The 17835-nt window shown below is 69.3% G+C and carries 21 protein-coding genes; 3 read left to right on the top strand and 18 right to left on the bottom strand.

What is annotated here, in order from left to right:
- Positions 1-51: 51 nt before the first annotated feature.
- The 11 genes from AB0M24_RS03835 to AB0M24_RS03785 all read right to left on the bottom strand — a co-directional run bounded on the left by AB0M24_RS03835 (position 52) and on the right by AB0M24_RS03785 (position 9704).
- Complete coding sequence (locus tag AB0M24_RS03835) at positions 52-837, bottom strand: HAD family hydrolase (protein ID WP_363760612.1); 786 nt, start codon at positions 835-837, stop codon at positions 52-54.
- Positions 834-1673 carry an NAD(P)H-binding protein gene (locus AB0M24_RS03830; protein ID WP_363760609.1) on the bottom strand — a complete coding sequence of 280 codons (840 nt, stop codon included), beginning with the start codon at positions 1671-1673 and terminating at the stop codon, positions 834-836. The genes AB0M24_RS03835 and AB0M24_RS03830 overlap by 4 nt, the downstream gene beginning before the upstream one ends.
- Complete coding sequence (locus AB0M24_RS03825) at positions 1670-2425, bottom strand: TetR/AcrR family transcriptional regulator C-terminal domain-containing protein (protein WP_363760606.1); 756 nt, start codon at positions 2423-2425, stop codon at positions 1670-1672. The genes AB0M24_RS03830 and AB0M24_RS03825 overlap by 4 nt, the downstream gene beginning before the upstream one ends.
- Before the next feature lie 66 nt (positions 2426-2491).
- Positions 2492-3139, bottom strand: coding sequence for an SGNH/GDSL hydrolase family protein (locus tag AB0M24_RS03820; RefSeq protein WP_363760603.1), 648 nt, complete (start codon positions 3137-3139; stop codon positions 2492-2494).
- A 48-nt stretch (positions 3140-3187) separates the two neighbouring features.
- Positions 3188-3883, bottom strand: coding sequence for a hypothetical protein (locus tag AB0M24_RS03815; RefSeq protein WP_363760600.1), 696 nt, complete (start codon positions 3881-3883; stop codon positions 3188-3190).
- Between the two features lie 103 nt (positions 3884-3986).
- Positions 3987-4211 carry a hypothetical protein gene (locus AB0M24_RS03810; protein WP_363760597.1) on the bottom strand — a complete coding sequence of 75 codons (225 nt, stop codon included), beginning with the start codon at positions 4209-4211 and terminating at the stop codon, positions 3987-3989.
- On the bottom strand, positions 4208-4720 hold the full coding sequence (locus AB0M24_RS03805; RefSeq protein ID WP_363760594.1) for a general stress protein: 513 nt from the start codon (positions 4718-4720) through the stop codon (positions 4208-4210). The genes AB0M24_RS03810 and AB0M24_RS03805 overlap by 4 nt, the downstream gene beginning before the upstream one ends.
- A gap of 39 nt (positions 4721-4759) precedes the next feature.
- On the bottom strand, positions 4760-6022 hold the full coding sequence (locus AB0M24_RS03800; protein ID WP_363760591.1) for a GNAT family N-acetyltransferase: 1263 nt from the start codon (positions 6020-6022) through the stop codon (positions 4760-4762).
- Positions 6004-7635 (bottom strand): MFS transporter, encoded by a 1632-nt coding sequence (locus AB0M24_RS03795; protein WP_363761564.1) that lies wholly within the window; start codon positions 7633-7635, stop codon positions 6004-6006. The genes AB0M24_RS03800 and AB0M24_RS03795 overlap by 19 nt, the downstream gene beginning before the upstream one ends.
- 85 nt (positions 7636-7720) lie before the next feature.
- Positions 7721-8977 (bottom strand): hypothetical protein, encoded by a 1257-nt coding sequence (locus tag AB0M24_RS03790; RefSeq protein WP_363760589.1) that lies wholly within the window; start codon positions 8975-8977, stop codon positions 7721-7723.
- Between the two features lie 145 nt (positions 8978-9122).
- Positions 9123-9704 (bottom strand): sigma-70 family RNA polymerase sigma factor, encoded by a 582-nt coding sequence (locus tag AB0M24_RS03785; protein ID WP_363760586.1) that lies wholly within the window; start codon positions 9702-9704, stop codon positions 9123-9125.
- A gap of 114 nt (positions 9705-9818) precedes the next feature.
- On the opposite strand from AB0M24_RS03785, the gene AB0M24_RS03780 reads away from it, so the two are divergent.
- Complete coding sequence (locus AB0M24_RS03780; protein ID WP_363760583.1) at positions 9819-10076, top strand: hypothetical protein; 258 nt, start codon at positions 9819-9821, stop codon at positions 10074-10076.
- 199 nt (positions 10077-10275) lie between these two features.
- On the opposite strand, the gene AB0M24_RS03775 is transcribed toward AB0M24_RS03780, so the two are convergent.
- On the bottom strand, positions 10276-10515 hold the full coding sequence (locus AB0M24_RS03775; protein ID WP_363760580.1) for a hypothetical protein: 240 nt from the start codon (positions 10513-10515) through the stop codon (positions 10276-10278).
- 61 nt (positions 10516-10576) lie between these two features.
- Here AB0M24_RS03775 and AB0M24_RS03770 point away from each other — a divergent pair, with 61 nt between their 5' ends.
- Positions 10577-11308 (top strand): SDR family oxidoreductase, encoded by a 732-nt coding sequence (locus AB0M24_RS03770; protein ID WP_363760577.1) that lies wholly within the window; start codon positions 10577-10579, stop codon positions 11306-11308.
- Here the strand turns inward: AB0M24_RS03770 and AB0M24_RS03765 are convergent.
- Positions 11290-11793, bottom strand: coding sequence for a DUF2087 domain-containing protein (locus tag AB0M24_RS03765; protein WP_363760574.1), 504 nt, complete (start codon positions 11791-11793; stop codon positions 11290-11292). The genes AB0M24_RS03770 and AB0M24_RS03765 overlap by 19 nt on opposite strands.
- 67 nt (positions 11794-11860) lie before the next feature.
- A complete protein-coding gene (locus AB0M24_RS03760) occupies positions 11861-12337 on the bottom strand; it encodes a hypothetical protein (RefSeq protein ID WP_363760571.1) in 477 nt (158 codons plus the stop codon).
- Positions 12338-12386: 49 nt separating this feature from the next.
- Here AB0M24_RS03760 and AB0M24_RS03755 point away from each other — a divergent pair, with 49 nt between their 5' ends.
- Complete coding sequence (locus AB0M24_RS03755) at positions 12387-13355, top strand: YafY family protein (protein ID WP_363760568.1); 969 nt, start codon at positions 12387-12389, stop codon at positions 13353-13355.
- Here AB0M24_RS03755 and AB0M24_RS03750 read toward each other — a convergent pair.
- From AB0M24_RS03750 to AB0M24_RS03735, 4 genes are read right to left on the bottom strand one after another with little or no spacing between them, the layout of a single operon-like run.
- Complete coding sequence (locus tag AB0M24_RS03750; RefSeq protein WP_363760565.1) at positions 13343-14098, bottom strand: DUF3626 domain-containing protein; 756 nt, start codon at positions 14096-14098, stop codon at positions 13343-13345. The two genes, AB0M24_RS03755 and AB0M24_RS03750, sit on opposite strands and share 13 nt — an antisense overlap.
- A complete protein-coding gene (locus AB0M24_RS03745; RefSeq protein ID WP_363760562.1) occupies positions 14088-14717 on the bottom strand; it encodes a DUF2238 domain-containing protein in 630 nt (209 codons plus the stop codon). Before AB0M24_RS03745 ends, AB0M24_RS03750 begins: the two co-directional genes overlap by 11 nt.
- Positions 14714-15472, bottom strand: coding sequence for an SWIM zinc finger family protein (locus tag AB0M24_RS03740; protein WP_363760559.1), 759 nt, complete (start codon positions 15470-15472; stop codon positions 14714-14716). The genes AB0M24_RS03745 and AB0M24_RS03740 overlap by 4 nt, the downstream gene beginning before the upstream one ends.
- Complete coding sequence (locus AB0M24_RS03735) at positions 15472-17808, bottom strand: DEAD/DEAH box helicase (protein WP_363760556.1); 2337 nt, start codon at positions 17806-17808, stop codon at positions 15472-15474. Before AB0M24_RS03735 ends, AB0M24_RS03740 begins: the two co-directional genes overlap by 1 nt.
- Positions 17809-17835: the final 27 nt, after the last annotated feature.

The raw sequence follows: 17835 nt of genomic DNA, 5'->3' as shown, positions 1-17835 counted from the left end.
GTTCGCTCCTACTCCGACGTCGAACGAGGAGGCCCGGAATCGACGCGATGATCAGAAACCGAGCAGAGATTCGACCGCGGCGGCCACACCGTCCTGCTCGTTGGTGAGCGTGCGGCGGTCGGCCGCGGCCAGGACGGCCTCGTGCGCGTTGCCCATCGCGCAGCCGATCCCGGCCCAGCGCAGGATCGACAGGTCGTTGGGCATGTCGCCGAACGCCACCACGTCCGCCGCGTCGACGGCTCGCCCGGCGCACAGAGCCGCGAGCGCCCCGGCTTTGCCCACCCCCGCCGCGCTCACTTCGAGCAGGCCTTGGCCACCGGAGTGCGTGAACTGCGCTGTGCCCGCCGCCACCGCCTCGGCCGCGGCGAGCATCTCGTCCGCGCTGTGGTCGGCCGAGTGAGCCAGGAGCTTCACGAACGGCACGGTCCACAGGTCGTCCGGCCCGGCGACCGGCACCTCGGCGGCCGCGTCCTCGGGCATCCTCAGCACGTAGGCGGGCTCGTACCTGACGTGGTGGCCGGTCTCGACACCGAACCCGACCCCGGGCACGGCCTCCCGCAAGGTGGCCGCCACGGTGCGTGCGGCGTCCACCGCGAGAGGATGCGAGCGGACCACCTCCCGGCTGCCGATGTCGTAGACGATCGCCCCGTTGCTGCAGATGGCCGTGCCCACGAGGCCGTCGGCGAGCGTGTCGACGAACCGCGGCGGCCTGGCCGTCACGAACACGACCTCGACGCCGGCCTCGACGGCGGTGCGCAGCGCGGTGACGGTGCGGCGCGACACCGTGCGGTCGTTGCGCAGGAGCGTGCCGTCGAGGTCGGTCGCGATCAGCTTCATCCCGCGGTGAAGTCGGCGCGGTGGTCGTGGGCCCACTGTGCGAACGTCCGGTACGGCCGCCCCATCAGGTTCTCGTAGTCCGGCGACACCACGAACTCGTAGTCGCCGAAGTCGTCCGGCTCGCCGCCCTCGTACCCGCCGAGCCCGAGGACGTAGCGGGCGATCTCTTCGGGCCAGCCGACGCTCACGTAGTAGGCGAGTGCCTCGTCGACCGTGACGTCCCGGAACCGCAGCTCACGGCCGAGCACCTCACCCAGGTCGCGAGCCATCTGCCGTTGGGTGCGCCGCGCGGGGCCGGACAGGTTGTAGGCCTTGCCCGCGTGGCCGTCCTCCCGCAGCACCTTGATCGCCACGTCGGCGATGTCGGCCTCGTGGATCGGCTGGCCGAACTCGTCGGGGTTCGGGTGCACGATCGTGCCGTCCGCGCGGATCGACGGGGCCCACAGGTCGATCTTGTTGACCGCGAACTCGCCCGGCCGCAGGTGGGTCCACTCGACGCCGGACGCCTCGACGGCCTGCTCGACCGGCAGGTGGTGACCGGTGTCGTAGCCGTAGGTCACGGCACCCGAGGACAACGTGACGATCCTGCGCACCCCGGCTTTCACCGCGCGTTCCACGACTTCGGCCGCGGTCGGCGGGTGCACGAACAGGTAGAGCTTCTCCACGCCGTCGAACGGGATGCCGTCCGGGTCGTCGAGGTCGCCGTGCACGACCTTTACACCGGCCGGGAACGACGCCTTCTCCGGGTGGCGGGTCATCGCCCGGACGTCACCGGTGAGCCCCCGCACCACCAGTCGGCCGACGTTGCCCGTCGCGCCGGTCACCAGGATCGTCATCGCATGCCCCCTTCGATTCCGTCCAGCAGCTTCTCCAGTCCGTAGTCGAACGAGGTGCGCACGTGGTCCGCGAGCGCGCCCTCGATCTCGTACGCCCCGGCGTTCCACAGGGTCGTCATGGTCGGATAGCGCTCGACGTCGAAGTAGTCGTCCCAGAACACCTGCCGCGCGCCCCACCACGAGTCGCCGGACTCGCCGGTCTTCTCCGCGAGCTGTTGATCGTCCACTTCGGACGCCGCCGCGCCGTGGACGAACCCCTCGATCGCCACGTGCGCCACGGTGACCAGGCGTGGCTCCAGGCCGGAGTCGGCGAGTGCCGCGAGCACGAACTCCTGGCCGTCCATCAGACCCGGCCCGAGCGGCGGGCGGACCATCGACACGTCACGCATCCACGGATGCGCCTGGTAGACCGCGCGTGTGCGGTCCGCATAGTGCTTGACGCGCTCACGCCACGTGCCGTCCGACGAGAGCGCGCGTTCCTGCAGCACCGTGTCCGCCATCAGGTCGATGAGCTCGCCTTTGCCGGGCACGTGCGTGTATAGCGACATCGTGCCGACGGTCAGCTCCTGTGCGACGCGGGCCATCGACATCGCGCCGAGCCCCTCGCGGTCGGCCACCGCGATCGCCGCGGTGACGATCTGGTCGACGCTCACCTTGGGCTTCCTGCCGACCGGTTTCGGCTCCGGCGGTGTGCGCCAGAGCAGCGCGAGCGTCCTGACCGGGTCTCCCCCGCCGCTGCGTTCGGAGGCCATCCGTCCACCCCATTTCCGTAGGCCATACGGAAACAATACCGTACGCCCTACGGAAATGGGTGCGGTTCAGTCGACCAGCTCCAGCCAGGCCTCCGCGAGAACGCTGTGACCTGCGGCGGTGGGGTGCACGCCGTCCTCGGACCACCGCTCCGGCTCACTCAGCGAGGTGAAGATGCGGTCGGCGTCGAGCAGCTCGGCGGAGTACCGGGCGGCGAGCTCGTGCACGACCTCGATCTTCGTCTCCAGGTCGGCGCGCCACTCCTCGCGTTCCTGGTCGCCGATCAGCACACCGTGAGGCCCTGCCTCGACCACGGCCGACACGTGCAGCAGGAACGGTTCGACGAGGATCAGCCGCGTGTCCGCCAACGGCTTGAGGAGGCGGTCGTAGGTGTCCGCGTACTCCTCGGTCGTGATCACGGGCGCTTCCGGGACGATCGTGCGCCTGCCGACGTCGTTGATCCCGACGAGCACGGTCAGCACGTCCGGCCGCGCGTCGAGGACATCGGTCTGCCAGCGCGCTTCCAGATCGGTGACCGCGTCGCCGGGGTGGCCGGTGTTCAGCCAGGTGATGGGCCGGCCGGGGTGGTCAAAGCACCAGCGTCCCGCGGCCTGCAGCGGGAACGACGCCCGGTCCTCGCCGGGCCGCCGGATGAAGCTGGTGATCGAGTCGCCGGTGAACATCACCGTGCTGCCGGCCTTGAGCGTGATCGTCATGGCCCGAGCGTGACGCGCGCCGCTGACAGGACGCGCACACCGCGCTGATCAGGCCCTGTTGACGTACCAGCGCACCCGCAGGCTGGTGGCGGACAGGTCCTTCAGCTCGGCGCACACCTCGCGGACCGACACCAGTCCGCTGGTCCGGCACAGCCGCTCGTTGCCGGTCCACGTCGTCGAAGCAGACGTGTATCCGTATGACGTCAGATGCGCGCGCATCACCTCGCCTGCCCGCTCACCGGTTGCCTCCGCCTCGCGCGCGCACTTGGCTCCGTGGCCGGAACCGCACTGGACGTCGCCCTCGTTCAGCTGCAACGCGGACGGTCCTGGCAGCACGCTTTCGTCGTGGGGCGCGTTGCCCTCGTAGTCGCCCAGCTTGAGCACCCCGGCACCCGCGAACCCCATCACCAGCACGGCCAGCAGCCACGGCGTCCAGGTCACCCCCTCGCCACGTTGGACGAGCACCCCGATCAGGCACACCACCACGGACAACACGGCGTAGAGCCAGAAGCTCTCGACTCTCGTCGGCACCCACGGTCCGGACCACTGGAGGTTGCGCGGCACCGCGAACCACGCCAGCAGCCCCAGCAGGACGAGTCCGACTCCTGCCCCCGTCCACCAGGTGCGCCCCAGCGCACACCACATCATCAGCGGAATGATCCCGAAGAAGCTGGTGTCGCGGGTCAGCCCGCAGATCAGCAGGCCCCCGACGAGCAGGCCTGCCCGCCACGAATGTTCCCCCACCTGGCCAGTATGTCCTTTTCTTGTGGAACGGTCCGCGCCAGTTGCGCGGCAACGCCGCCCCGAATGATCGGGACGGCGTTGCCTGTGTGGTGGGAGCTGGTCGTCAGGCCACTCGAAGATCCGCTCCGGCGGGTTCGAGCAGCAGCTGGGTGACCCGCAGCTGCTGGGCGGCAGCCCGCAGGTCCTTCACGATCTCGGCGACGTCGTGGCCCAGGTCGTGGTCGGCGCGGGAGGCGAGCCGATCGGCGGACAGGCCCAGGCGGGCGCTGGTCTGCCTGATCTCCTCGAGCGCGGTGCGCAGCTCGTCGACCGTCAGCGGGGTGCTCATGAGCGCCAGGCCAGCGACGTCAGCATCTGCTTGCCCTGCTCGGCGTTGCGCGGCTGGCTGAGCACGTCGTACCGGCCGGCCACGAGCTGGGTGACGGACGCGAAGTCGCGGCGGCCGCGCGTGGCTCCGTAGCGGACGGCGGCACCGGCGAGCCCGAAGGCCGTACCGGCGACGAGGCCCACGACGATCGGCGCGAGGGCGCCGCCCGTCGAGAAGAGTCCCAGCAGCAGACCGACGAACAGACCGAACCAGGCACCCGACGCGGCGCCGGCGCCGAGCACGCGGCCCCAGGTCAGGCGACCGGTGACGCGTTCGACGATCATCGGCTCGACGCCGACGATGGTGACGTCGGCGACCGGGAAGTCGTTGTCCGCCAGGTGGTCGACGGCCCGCTGCGCCTCTTCGTAGGTCGCGTAGGAACCGATCGGCCAGCCGGAGGGCGGCGTGGGCAGAGCGTTGACGCCTGCGGCGTTTCCTGCTCCTGCGGTGAACGGAGTCGCGGTGGTCATTTCCAACACCTCCGATATGCGATTCCCTTACACCACGTATTACGAACGCGCTCCCACGATTGTTCCCGCAGGTGAGCCGATGTGACTCAGCTCCCTCTCGGTAAGTGCGACGTCCAGCGATTCCAGGGTTTCCGAGAGGTTTTCAACCTGAGAATTCTCAGGTTTATTCCCCGCCCGCTCAATTGTCAGCGTCGTTCCGACCAATCGGCGGCTCAGTCCCGGTTCGAGCCGCATGACGACGAGCTGGCGGCTGAACGGCGACCGTTCGTGCTTCGACACGTAGAAGTTGGCCGCGAGGTAGTCGATGGGTCGTTGCTCGACGTCGGGTTCGAACTGGTGCTGCAGCACCCAGTCGTCCGCGGCCTGCTTCTCCAGCACCCACCGGTTCGCCTCACGACGCAACCGGTGCGGCCACCCGGCCTGGTCGACGACAGCGCCGTCGACCAAAGGCATCGGGTGCAGCATCCCGGCGCCGAAGCCGACGTCGACGAGGTGGTCGTCCACGAGGGAGATGAAATGCGTGCGCGGCCCGGTCATCGCCCGGCTCATGCGCCTCGCGACCGTGTACCCGAGGCGTTCCAGGACGGCGGTGAACAGCAGTTGGTGTTCGTAGCAGTAACCGCCGCGGCGCCGGCCGATCATCTTGGCCTGAATGTCCGCGAGGTCCAGCGACGGCACGAGACCGAGCATCACGTCGATGTTCTCGAACGGGATGGTGCGCACATGGGCCTCGTGCAGTTCCGTGAGAGAGCTCGACGCCGACGCTCCCGTGCGCGCGAAGTACGCGTCGAGGTCGACCAGGTCCGTCTGCCACATGTCCGCAGACTGCCATTCCTCTCTCGTGAGCGCGTACTCCACTTCACCGTGCTCACTGCCGGGGAGCGGGTCGTCCCAGTCGACGTGGAAGGTGCGCACGTGCCGCAGCCCGCACTTCTCCATCACCCGGCGGGAACCGGAGTTCACGAACATCGTCGTGGCGAAGATCCGCTGCACTCCGCCGGTGGTGAAACCCCGGCGGATCAGCGCTTTCGAGCCTTCGGTGGCGTATCCGGAACCCCAGAACTCGCGGTGCAGCCGGTAGCCGAGCTCGACTTCGCCCTCGCGGGTCTCCAGGAACTCGAACCAGCCGATGAACCGGCCGGTGGCCTTCTCGATCCCCGCGAGGAAGCAGCCCTCGTCGAGGACGTCCTGCGCGGAGTCCGGGTCGAGGTAGCGCATGACCTCGGGATCGGCGTGCAGCTTCTCCAGCTCCGGCAGGTCGGACGCGACCAGCGGGCGCAGCGTCAGGCGTTCTGTTTCCACCTGTCGATCGTCACCCTGTTGTCCACCGGTTTGCCGCACAGCAGCGACGCGACGGCCGCCACCAGGCACAGCACGATCGCGAACCCGAAGGCGATCGCGAGGCCCTGCGCGAACGGTGCGGAGATCAGGCTCGGGAAGAACCCGCGCCCGGTCAGGAACGCGGCCTGGTCCGGCGGCAGCGTCGCGAGCTGGTCGCCGAGCAGCTGCTGGATCGGGTTGTAGCCGAGGAACGCCGCGAACAGCACGGCGACCGCGGGCAGCGACGCGACCTGCGCGGCGGCTGCGGGTGAGACGCCGTGTTCGACGAGCCCCGTCCGCATCGCGCCGGGCAGCGACTGCGAGAAGCCGACGATGATCAGGCTGAAGAAGAAGCCGATGGACAGCACCATCGCGGTGTTCTGGAACGTGGTCATCATGCCGCTGCCGGACCCGCGGGCGTTGGCGGGCAACGAGTTCATCACCTCGGCGCGGTTCGGTGAGGAGAACATGCCCATCCCGATGCCGGTGCCCACCAGGATCAGCGCGAACGCCCAGTACGGGAAGTCGACGGGCAACGCGATCAGCAGCGCGAACGTGGCCGCCGCGATGAGGTTGCCGGCGAACGCGAGCATCCGGCTGCCGAGTCGGTCGGACAGGATCCCGGCGGTCGGCGCGGCGAGCAGGAACCCGACCGTCATCGGCAGCATGTAGATGCCGGCCCACAGCGGCGTCTCCTCGTAGGAGTAGCCGTGCAGCGGCAGCCAGATGCCCTGCAGCCAGATGATCAGGATGAACTGCAGCCCGCCGCGGCCGAGCGCGCTCGTGAAGTTCGCGATGTTGCCCCACGTGAACGACCTCAGCTGGAACAGGTGCAGGTCGAACAGCGGGTTCGGCACGCGGTGCTCGATCACGACGAACACCGCCAGGACGACCAGTCCGCCGATCAGGCAGGTCAGCACGAGCGGGCTGGTCCAGCCGGTCTGCGACGTCCCGTGCGGCTGGATGCCGTACGTGATGCCGACGAGCACCGCGATCAGGCCGACCGCGAACGTGATGTTGCCCCACCAGTCCATCTCGGCGTGCCGGCGCTCGCCCGTGTCGTGCAGCTTCAGGTACGCCCAGACCGTGCCGAACAGGCCGAACGGCACGGACACGATGAACACCAGGTTCCAGTCGACCGGCGCGAGCAGGCCGCCTATCACCAGCCCGAGGAACGAGCCGGCGATGGCGGCCACGCCGTTGATGCCCAACGCCATGCCGCGCTGGGTGACCGGGAACGCGTCGGCCAGGATCGCGCTCGAGTTGGCCATCAGGAACGCCCCGCCGACGCCCTGCACCACGCGCCAGCCGATCAGCCACAGCGCCGCGGCGTCGCCGTCGAACCAGGTCACCGCCAGCATGATCGAGCTCGCGGTGAAGATCGCGAAGCCGAGGTTGTACATGCGGGCTCGGCCGTACATGTCGCCCAGCCGCCCGAAGCTCACCACCAGCACCGCCGTGACGACCAGGAACCCCATGATCATCCACAGCAGGTAGCCGGTGTTGGCCGGGTCGAGCGGGTTGATCGCGATGCCCTTGAAGATGTCGGGCAACGCGATCAGCACGATGGAGGAGTTGATCGTCGCGATCAGCATGCCCAGCGTCGTGTTGGACAGGGCGATCCACTTGTACCCGGCCGGAGCCGCCTGCACGGTCACTTCGCCATGCTAATCAATCTGTCTAGGGGACGTCTTTCGGCTTGATCGTCTCCAGCACCGCGCCGTCGCCGTCCCGCACCACCACGCGCGAGTCGGGATGCCGGTCGATCAGCGGCGCGGCCAGCACGAACGTGCCGTTGCCGATCATCGCGGGCACGTCGGCCATGCCCGGCCGGGTGTAGGTGATCGACGCGACCCGCGGGTCGAGGACCAGGCCCACAGCCGCGTAGTGACTGCTGCCGCCGTCGTAGTACTCCCCCTTGTCGTTCACCTTGAACGGCTTGAAGTCGTAGAACGCCGCCATCGCCGCGATGGTCGTGCCACGGACGTCTTCCAGGTCGTCGACGTCGTACGCGGTGCCGGCCGTCGGGTCGTTGTCCGACTCGCGGCAGTAGACGAGCACGTCGCCGGACCTGCCGAGGATCATCGTGTCGGTGGCGCTGACCTGGGCGGTGAGCCCGAGGGCGACCTGGTCGGCGTCCGCGATCGCCCGGTCCTTCAGGCACGCGCCGAACCGCGCGGTCTCCGTGGTGTCGCGGGGGGCGGGCGGCAGCGGACGGTCGACGACGGACGAGGTCGGCTTCGGCACGCCCCGCACGGCGAAGTCCTCGCCGTTGACCAGGGCCTTCGTGCCGGTCTCCGCCTTGAGGTAGCCGCTCGGCGCGAGGAGCAGCCCGTCCACGATCGCGGGCATCGTGTTGTTCTGACCGGAGTCGGCGATCCGGGACAGGCTGAGGAGCTTCACGTCGGGCGAGACCAGCCCCGCCATTGCACCGCTCGGCGTGGTGAACAGGATCTTCACCTTGCGGCGGCCGTCCTCGATCTTGACCGGGGTGGGTTCGGAGACGGTCGTGGTGGTGGCGGTGTTCGCGCAGAAGAACAGGCCTGCCGGACTCTGGAACGCGGTGAGCACGGTGCCGTTCTTGCGGCTGGTCGCGACCGGCTGCCACTGGTCGGCCGGCGGGTGCGCCTTGGCGGCGGCAGTGCAGCGGGCGAGCGCGTCGGGGGCGACCTTGCCGCGTTCGACGTGGTTGACGACCGCGCGGTCCTTGCCGACGAACTCGCCGTTGTACTGCACCGGCGGGGCGGCGACGTCGGCGCCGCCGTAGAGGGCTTGACCTGCGAAGACGGTGCCAGCGGCGAGCATGCAGACGCCTGCGGCGATCAGGATCGGCCGGCCGTTGCGGGCGGTGGGGTGCATGCCTTCGGAGAGGCGTTGGCGGGCACGGACGCGGATGTCGTCCGGCATCGTGCGGTTCTCGGGCAGCTGGTCGATCACGGGGTGTCCTCGGGGCTAAGGCGGGCGTCGGCGGGCGGCTGGTCAGCCACGCGGTGCCTGCGGGGCGCGAAGTGGGCGGGCGGCTGCGCGATCACTCGTCGTCGCCAGGGAGCGAGGTCGCGTGGACGAGCGCCAGTTGTGGGCATCACTCGGTGCCCCCTGGAGCGAGATCCCGCAGGTGAGCGCGGGTGCGGGACACGCGGGCCCGCACGCTCGACTCCGTGATCCCCAGCAGCGTCGCGGCATCCGCGGCCGTCACGTCGCCGAGCAGGCAGAGCTGAGCGATCTCGCGTTCGGAACGCGGCAGCCGGGCGATGGCGGCCACCACGGCGGCGAGGCGGCGCTGGGCGTCGGCGCGGGCCGCGACCTCGTCGGCGTGGTCGCGCTCGTTCTGCGGCACCAGCTTGCCGACCAGCCGCAACGCTCTGCGCGACGCCCGCCACTCGGTGCGGGCGAGGTTCGCCGTCACCGTGTAGAGCCAGGGCAGGGCGGAGTCGCGCACCAGCTGGGCCCCGCCGCGCTTGCGCCACGCGGTCAGGAACGTCGCCGACAGCAGGTCCTCGGCCTGCGACCACGAGGCGGTCAGGCGGTAGGCGTAGTTCCACACCGCCTCGGCGTGGCGTTCGAACAGTTCGGTGAACGCGGCGTGCGAGCCCTCGGCGATCTGGCCCCAGAGGTGCGCGTCCGGCGGCGGACCCACGTCCGCGCGCTCGGTCGTCTCAGTCATCACACTCCGCTTGGGGCCGTCACCGATCAGTGTGCTGCGTGACCCCGGTCACGCACATACCGGTCGGTAGGCCCTACGCGCAGGCGTGGATCAGAGCGATGGCAAGATCGTGGTGTGCCGATCGAGCAGCAGCAGTCCGGCAGTGCCGAGCCGGAGACCCAGGTGTTCGCGAGAATCCCGATCGAGGAACCGACCGTGCCGGCCACAGCACCCGCCACACCGCCCGCGCCCGCTCCAGCACCGGCGGTCCAGACTCCCGTGACGCAGACTCCCGCGGCGCAGAAGCCGACGACCGCACCACGTCCGCCCAAGTCGCTGGCCAAGAGGATCGCCCGCAGGATCCTCGGCCCGACCTTGATGACGAAGAAATAGCCTCGGCTACCGGTCTGGGACCTGGCCGATCCCACCGCAGACACGGCAGGCGGTCCGGTCCTCGTTGAGCCCAGAACCAAGGCAACGGCTGCACTCCTTCACAGAAGAACAGTGTCCGCTTCTACTCCGAGTGGACGCAGCCGCCAAGCAGGGACCCTGACGGCAATAATGGGTGACCCCCATCGTTCACGCTCGGTGATCAGGCCGGGGTGGACGGTCCGGCCGGGATCTCGTTGGCAGAAGCCACATTGCCTGCGACAACCCCTGGGACGATGCCTCCGCGATCGCCGTGCGGGAGCTTCCACCAGCCGGAGCAGCCTCTGGGGCACGGGTGCGACATCTCGTGCAGCACAAGGCCTTCCGGGCCGGGAACGGGTTGCTGCCACGACATGGTGCCGGTGCCCGCGCAGAGCAGGCAGGTGTCCTCTTCGCACTCCACGCAAGGTAATTACTCCACACGGGACACTGAGGGCAATCGCTGAATCGAGGGGAGATCACCGATGGCGGTCGCGGTCGTGACAGGAGCGGGTTCCGGCGTGGGTCGCGCGGCGGCGCGAACCCTGCTGGCGGCGGGATTTCAGGTCGCGCTGGCGGGCAGGCGCGAGGACGCGCTGCGGGAGACGGGAGAGGGCTTTCCCGACACAGCGCTCGTTGTACCAACCGATGTGTCGCATGAGGACTCGGTGGCAGCGCTCTTCGCCGCCGTGGTCGAGAAGTGGGGCCGCGTCGACGTGTTGTTCAACAACGCGGGCACGAACGTGAGGGCCACGCCGATCGAGGAGTTCAGCCTCAGCGCGTGGGAGAAGGTCGTCGGCGTGAACCTCACGGGCGCGTTCCTGTGCGCGCGTGAGGCGTTCAAGGTGATGAAATCCCATGGTGGCGGCCGGATCATCAACAACGGCTCGATCTCGGCGTCGGTGCCGCGTCCGCACGCGGTGGCGTACAACGCGACCAAGCACGCGATGACCGGGCTGACGAAGACGCTCTCGTTGGAGGGCCGCGCGCACAACATCGCGTGCGGGCAGATCGACATCGGCAACGCGGCCACGGAGATGACCGCGCGCATGAGCCAGGGCGTGCTGCAGGCGAACTTCGAGACCAAGCCGGAGCCGACGTTCGACGTGCAGCACGTGGCCGACGCGGTGCTGTACCAGGCTCAGTTGCCGTTGAACGCCAACGTGCAGTTCATGACGGTGATGGCGACAACGATGCCCTACATCGGGAGAGGCTGAGCCTGGTAGAGGCCGCCACCACGTTCCAGCAACCCGAGATCCACCAAATACCGGCGGATCGTCACGTGGTCGACCTCTCCCCCGTCGCACCACGTCCGGAGCCGCTCGTTGATCTCCTTCTCCTCGTAGTACGTCTGCGGGACGAAGGCCTGCGCGGCGACGTGCTCCAGGATCTTGCGGCGGCGTTCGAACGCGACCGGCAGCGAGACCAGCTTCTCGCCGCGCACGAACGGCGCGAGCCCGTCGGCGGGCATCGACTCGGTCAGCGTCGCGGCGAGCGGCTTCAGGTCGGCCGGCCGCGCAGGGTCGCCCTCGACGAGTCCCGCCTCGCGGAGTTTCAAAAGCGCTATGCCCGCGTCCTTGACCTTGAGCCCGGACGCGGCAGCGACCTCGGTCAGCGTCGAAGCGCCGAGCACGACGGCGGCGAAGGCCTTGAGACGAGACGGTTCGGCCAGCACGCGCACAACGGACTCCGGGGTGGTCATGTCTGCGACCGTAACCACCCCGTCCACCCGATTTTTCAGCGTGACGGAGCGCCCTGCCAGTCGTCGCTCATCTGCCCACCAGCCCCGGCGCCATCGTGTCCTTGAGGTAGGAGTCGAAGTCGGGCTCGTCGGGCTCCAGCACGTGCCGCACCCACGCGTCGCGCTCGTAGGACAGCGGCGGCAACTCCCAGACGCAGCCGATGAGGTCCTTCGGGATGACGCTGAAGTGCGTGAGGTCGGGGTCGGTGGAGCCGAGGAACGGCTGGTCGCCCGAGACGGCGGTGCGGCAGTGCAGGACGTTGTCCCAGACCCAGTTGTAGGCGTTGAGGTACATCCCCGCGGCACTGCGATGCAGGACCGTGACCGTGGCGGGCGGCGTCGGGTCCTCGAAGTCGGGGTAGATCGTCGGCAGGAACGCGTAGGCGGCCGCGCGGATGTCGTCGCTGATGCTGAGGCCGGGTGTGACGACCTCGTAGCGCTTGACGTGTCGACCCGCGATGACCAGCGGTTCCTTCACCGCCAGGTGCTTGTCGTAGAAAGCCATGCGTCGAACATATGAGCTATCACTGACACCTTGTGGCAGTGTCTCTGTCATGCGTGCGAGCCGGTTGGTGTCACTGCTTCTGCTGCTGCAGACGAAGGGGCGGATGACCGCGCAGACGCTGGCCGACGAGCTGGAGGTCTCCGTCCGCACGATCTACCGCGATGTCGAGTCGCTGCACGCGGCAGGCGTGCCACTGTACGGCGACGCGGGACCGCAGGGCGGCTACCAGCTCATCGACGGCTACCGGACGCGGCTGACCGGGTTGACCGAGCAGGAGGCGGAGTCGCTGTTCCTGGCCGGGCTGCCAGGGCCTGCGGCCGATCTGGGGCTCGGCGACGCGGTCTCGGCGGCGCAGCTCAAGCTGATGGCGGCGCTGCCGTCGTCGATGAGGGACCGGGCGACGCGCATGACCGAGCGGTTCCACCTGGACGCGCCCGCCTGGTACTACGACCCGGAGCGGTCGCCGTTCCTGGAGGTCGTGGCGGACGCGGTGTGGCGGGAACGGCTGCTGGAGGTGTCGTACCGGCGGTGGCAGGCGCCGGAGGAGGTGACGCGGACACTGCGGCCGTTGGGACTCGTCTTGAAGGCCGGGCGCTGGTACCTGGTCGCGCAGGGCTCGTCGCGGATCTCGACCTACCGGGTGTCGCAGATGCAGGCGGTGACCGTGCTGGACGAGGCGTTCGAGCGACCGGCCGGGTTCGACCTGGCGGCGCACTGGACGGCGTCGCTGGAGGAGTTCCAGTCGCGGCAGTACACCGGCGAGGCGGTGATCCGGTTGTCCGCGCGGGGCTTCGAGTCGTTCGCGTCGAACGTGCTACCCGCGGTGGCTCGCGCTGCTTCGGAGTCCGCGGTGCCCGACGGCGAGCGGGTGCGCGTGACGATCCCCATCGAGTCGATCGGGCACGCGGCGGGGATGCTGCTGCGGATGGGCGGCGAGGTCGAGGTACTGGAGCCCGCGGAGCTGCGCGAGCACGTCACGGACGTCGTGCGCCGGCTGGCGGCGATCTACCTGCCGTAGCCGAACCGCGCGAGGTGGTGCCACAGGTGCTTCACGACCTGGGGGTCCGCTTCGGCCTGGTCGAGCAGGTGGGGGTCGATGAACCCGTCCCGCGCGATCTCGAGGCCCAGCGCGACCGACTCCGGGGTGCGGTAGCCGGAGTTGCGCTCCAGGTCCTCGGTGGAGAGCCGGAAGCCCGCGTGCCACTCGACCGGGAGTTCTGGCCGTTCGAAACTCGGGTCGAGCACGATCGCTTCGACGTCGTCGAGCGTGACGGGGCCGTGGACGTGGGCCTCGACGTAGTCGTCCAGCGGGTCGCGGTCACCGGTCAGTTCGATCAACGCGAACCGGTGCGCGGTGCCGAAGTCGACCGGGTCGAAGACGCTGTCCGGGTAGCAGAACGTGGTGCGGTCGAGGACGTCCTCCTTGAGCCGCAGGTGGGCCGAGCCGAAGCGGGGTGCGCCGCCCTGCGGTTGCCCGCGGTGGTTGAGAGCGCCGTATTTGGGCCGGTCAGCGGGGTTCGCGTGGTCGTAGGCGCCGCCGAAGAGCCGGCTCTCCCACTCCCAGCGGGCGCCGCCGGGGTGAGCGGTGAGACCTCCGTTGCTGGTGCCCGTCTCGAACTGCGACCGGTACACACCTTCCCGCGCCAGCTTCGCGAGCACGCCGCGGCCGGGGTGGAAGTTGAGCGTCACGCGCAGGTCACGCGGCAACGGGTCGCCGACGGAGAGCGCGTCGACGTGCGCGATGGCCTCGTCAGAACTCACGGGCGAGCTGCCGGTCGTGCACCCGCGACAACGTCAGCTGGGCGGCGAGGGCTCCGAGCAGGGCCATGAACATGTCCCACTGGGTGTCCCAGACGTCGCCCTGGGTGCCGAGGAACTCGTCCGCCGCCGAGCCGCCGATGACCGCCGACGCCCATTCGAGCAGCTCGTAGGTGGCGCTGAACCCCAGGCACACGCAGACGACGAGGAAGAACAACCAGCCGCCGGGTCGCAGCGGGGTCTTGCGCAGCAGCACCTCGCGGGCGAGCAGGGCGGGCACGAAGCCCTGGACGAAGTGGCCGAGGCGGTCGTAGTGGTTGCGGGCGAGGTCGAACAGGTCCTGCGCCCAGAAACCGAGCGGCACGCGGGCGTAGGTGTAGTGGCCGCCGAGGATCAGGACGAGGGCGTGCAGGAACAGCAGCCGGTAGAGCAGGCGTGTGAGCGGGAAGCGCCGGTAGGTCGGGATGAGGATCGCCGCGCCGATGATGACGGGTGCGACTTCGAGGTACCACGTCGTGCGGCTGTAGGGGTTGATACCGGACACGACCAGGGCGACGGCGGTGAGGGCGAGCAGGATCAACGGCTCTGCGGCGGATCGGTCCCGCCCGCCCTCTGTCGTCATCCGTCGAGAGTGCCCGATCGCAGCAGACCCCGTGCCCTCTTCACCGCGATTTCCACCAACGCGGTCAACTCCGCGGGCTCGAAGCCGGGCGGCGGCTCGACGGCGAGCACCACAGGTGTGGTGGTCGGCAGTCCCGGACGAGCAGGCAGTTGACCTGCCGGTTCCGCCGAAACCACCACAGGTGTTCTGGTTCCGACGGGTCCGGCGACGCGTTGCTTCAGCGCGTCGAGCAGTTCGGCCTCCGGCTTGCCCTTGAGTAGCAGGAGCACGAACGGGTCCGCGTCGAGCAGCCAGCCGACCTGGAACGCGAGCGCGGCCGCGTGCCGGCACGGGAGCTCCCAGCCGTCGCAGTCGCACGACGGTTCGAGGTCGCCGATGCCCGGCAGCAGGTCCACTCCGGACTCTTCGGCCGCTGCGACGAGATCGCGCGGCATGTCGTTGTCCAGCAAGGCGGCGATGTGGCCGGGTTGTTCGGCGACGCGGTCGAGGAACCGTCCCCAGTGGACTTCCGTCAGCACCGGCACGTGCACGGTGGTGTTGTGGGCGGTGCCGGAGTCGTGCACCACGGCGTGCAGCACGCCGGGGCTGACGGTGATCGGTCCGACGACGCCGGCGTGGGCGTAGCGGCGGCCGAGGCGGACCATCGCGCCGTCGAGCGCGGTGTCCTCCAGGGCCTTCACCCAGGCCTTGCCCCACCACGTCGTGGCGACGCGGCGCGTGACCTTGGGGAACGCGGTGAAGCCGCGGGCGGTCATCAAAGGCTCCTGAGCTGGACGAGTTCGGCGAGTTCGGCGTCGGTGAGTTCGGTGAACGCGGCTTCTCCGCCGTGCAGGACGGCGTCGGCCAGCGAGCGCTTCTCCTGCAGGAGCGCGGCGATGCGTTCCTCGACGGTGCCTTCGGTGACGAGCTTGTGCACCTGGACCGGGCGGGTCTGGCCGATGCGGTAGGCGCGGTCGGTGGCCTGGTCCTCGACGGCGGGGTTCCACCAGCGGTCGAAGTGGATCACGTGGTCGGCTCTCGTCAGGTTGAGGCCGGTGCCGGCGGCCTTGAGCGACAACAGGAACACGGGCGCCCGGCCCTGCTGGAAGTCGTCGACCATCCGCTCCCGCTGGTTCACGGGTGTGCCGCCGTGCAGGAACCTCGTGGGCTGCTTGATGTGCTGTTCCAGCAGCTTCGCCATGCCGACGTACTGGGTGAAGATCAGCGCCGAGCCGTCCTCGGCGACGATCGTGTCGAGCAGTTCGTCGAGCAGGTCGAGCTTGCCGGACGTGCCCTGCAGGGTGTCGTGGCCGAGGTAGTGCGACGGGTGGTTGCAGATCTGCTTGAGCCCGGTGAGCAGTTTCAGCACCAGGCCGCGGCGTGCCATGCCGTCACTGTTGGCGATCTGGTCGAGGGTTTCCCTGGTCAGAGCCTCGTACAGCGCGGCCTGCTCGGTGGTGAGCGAGACGGGCAGGTCGGTCTCAGTCTTGGCGGGCAGCTCGGGGGCGACGCCGGGGTCGGACTTGCGGCGGCGCAGCAGGAACGGTTTGACGACCTTGGCGAGCGTGTCGTCGGGTTCCGGCCAGCGGGTGCGGAACGCGCGGTGCGTGCCGAGCAGGCCCGGTGTCGTCCAGTCCAGAATGGACCACAGCTCGGACAGCGAGTTCTCCACAGGAGTACCGGAGAGCGCGACACGGGCACCTGACGGGATGCCGCGCAGTGCTTTGGCGGTGCCGGAGTGCGGGTTCTTGACGTGCTGGGCCTCGTCGGCGACGACCATGCCCCACTCGTGGTTGCGGAGTGCTTCGGCGTCCAGGCGCATGGTGCCGTAGGTCGTGAGCACGATGCCTTCGGTGGCGAGTGTCCGTTGTGGACCGTGGTAGCGGGTGACTCGTACGTTGGGCGCGAACCGGTGGATCTCGCGCTCCCAGTTGCCGAGCAGCGAGGCCGGGCAGACGACGAGCGTCGGCTCCTGCTTTCGGTGCAGGTGCAGGGCGATGAGCGTGATGGTCTTGCCGAGGCCCATGTCGTCGGCGAGGCACGCGCCGAGGCCGAGCGAGGTCATGTGGGCGAGCCAGCGCAGGCCGTGCAGCTGGTAGTCGCGGAGTTTCGCCTGGAGCTCGGCCGGGGCCGGGATCTCGGGGACGGCCGTGATCGCGGTGGTGAGGCTGTGCGGGGCGACCTCGACGGGTTCGCCGTTGATGATCGCGGTGCCGGCGAGCGCGGCGGTCACGGCCTGGACGGCGGTGATCGGGGCGAGCTGCTGCTGGGCTTTCTTCTTGAGCTTCGGGTCAACGAGCACCCACTGGTCGCGCAGCCGCACCACGGGCCGGCTGGCTTCGGCGATGACGTCCATCTCGGCGTCGGTGAGTGCTTCGCCGCGGAGCGCGAGCTGCCAGTTGAACGTCAGCAGGTCGTCGGCTTTGAACTGGCCGCTGGGCTCGCCGATGACGGCCTTCGCCTTGAGACCGGTGGTGAGGTTCTTGGGCCAGTGGACCTCGAGGTCGGTCTCGAGCAGCTCGGCGACCTCCTGATCAGTGAGGTCGGCCTGGTCGAGCAGTCGCTGCAACGGCGGCCAGGTGGCACGCCCGATCGCGCGGATGGCGTCGAGCTCGCGGCCGGAGCCGCGCACGTCCCGCGGGTAGGGGTCGGTGATGCCGCGGACCTGGACGATCGCGCGGAACCGCAGGTCGTCGGTGGTCTCGATGCGCAGGGAGAGTTTTATCTGTGCGTCAGCCCAAGGCTTCAGCTCCGGAACGAGTCGGGGTTCCGCGCCCGCGAAAGGGGCAGCTCCAGGGAGTGCGGAGGCGTCGGCAGCAGCGAAAGGGTCTTCCTCCCATCCGCGTGGCAACACATCCGCCACCGCGTCCAGATACGCCCTCAGCTCGTCGTAGTCGCCGTGCGCCGCGAGCTGCCGCAGGTGCATCTCGTCGGAGTGGTCGAGCGGCCCGATCCGCCAGGTGTCATACCCATCAGCCGTCACGCTCGGCACGATCCGGCCCCGCGCGACGAGGTTGAGCGCGGTCGCCGTGGCCACTCCCCAGTAACCGGAGTCGCTCAGCGCGTCTGGCAGGGCTTCGAACAGGGCTTTCCCCCGGAGCTGTCCGAACATACCATGTACCGTACACCATACGGTACG

The sequence above is a fragment of the Lentzea sp. NPDC051838 genome, from assembly GCF_040681245.1.
Classification (GTDB): domain Bacteria; phylum Actinomycetota; class Actinomycetes; order Mycobacteriales; family Pseudonocardiaceae; genus Lentzea.
This window is presented reverse-complemented; position numbering and strand designations above follow the sequence as displayed.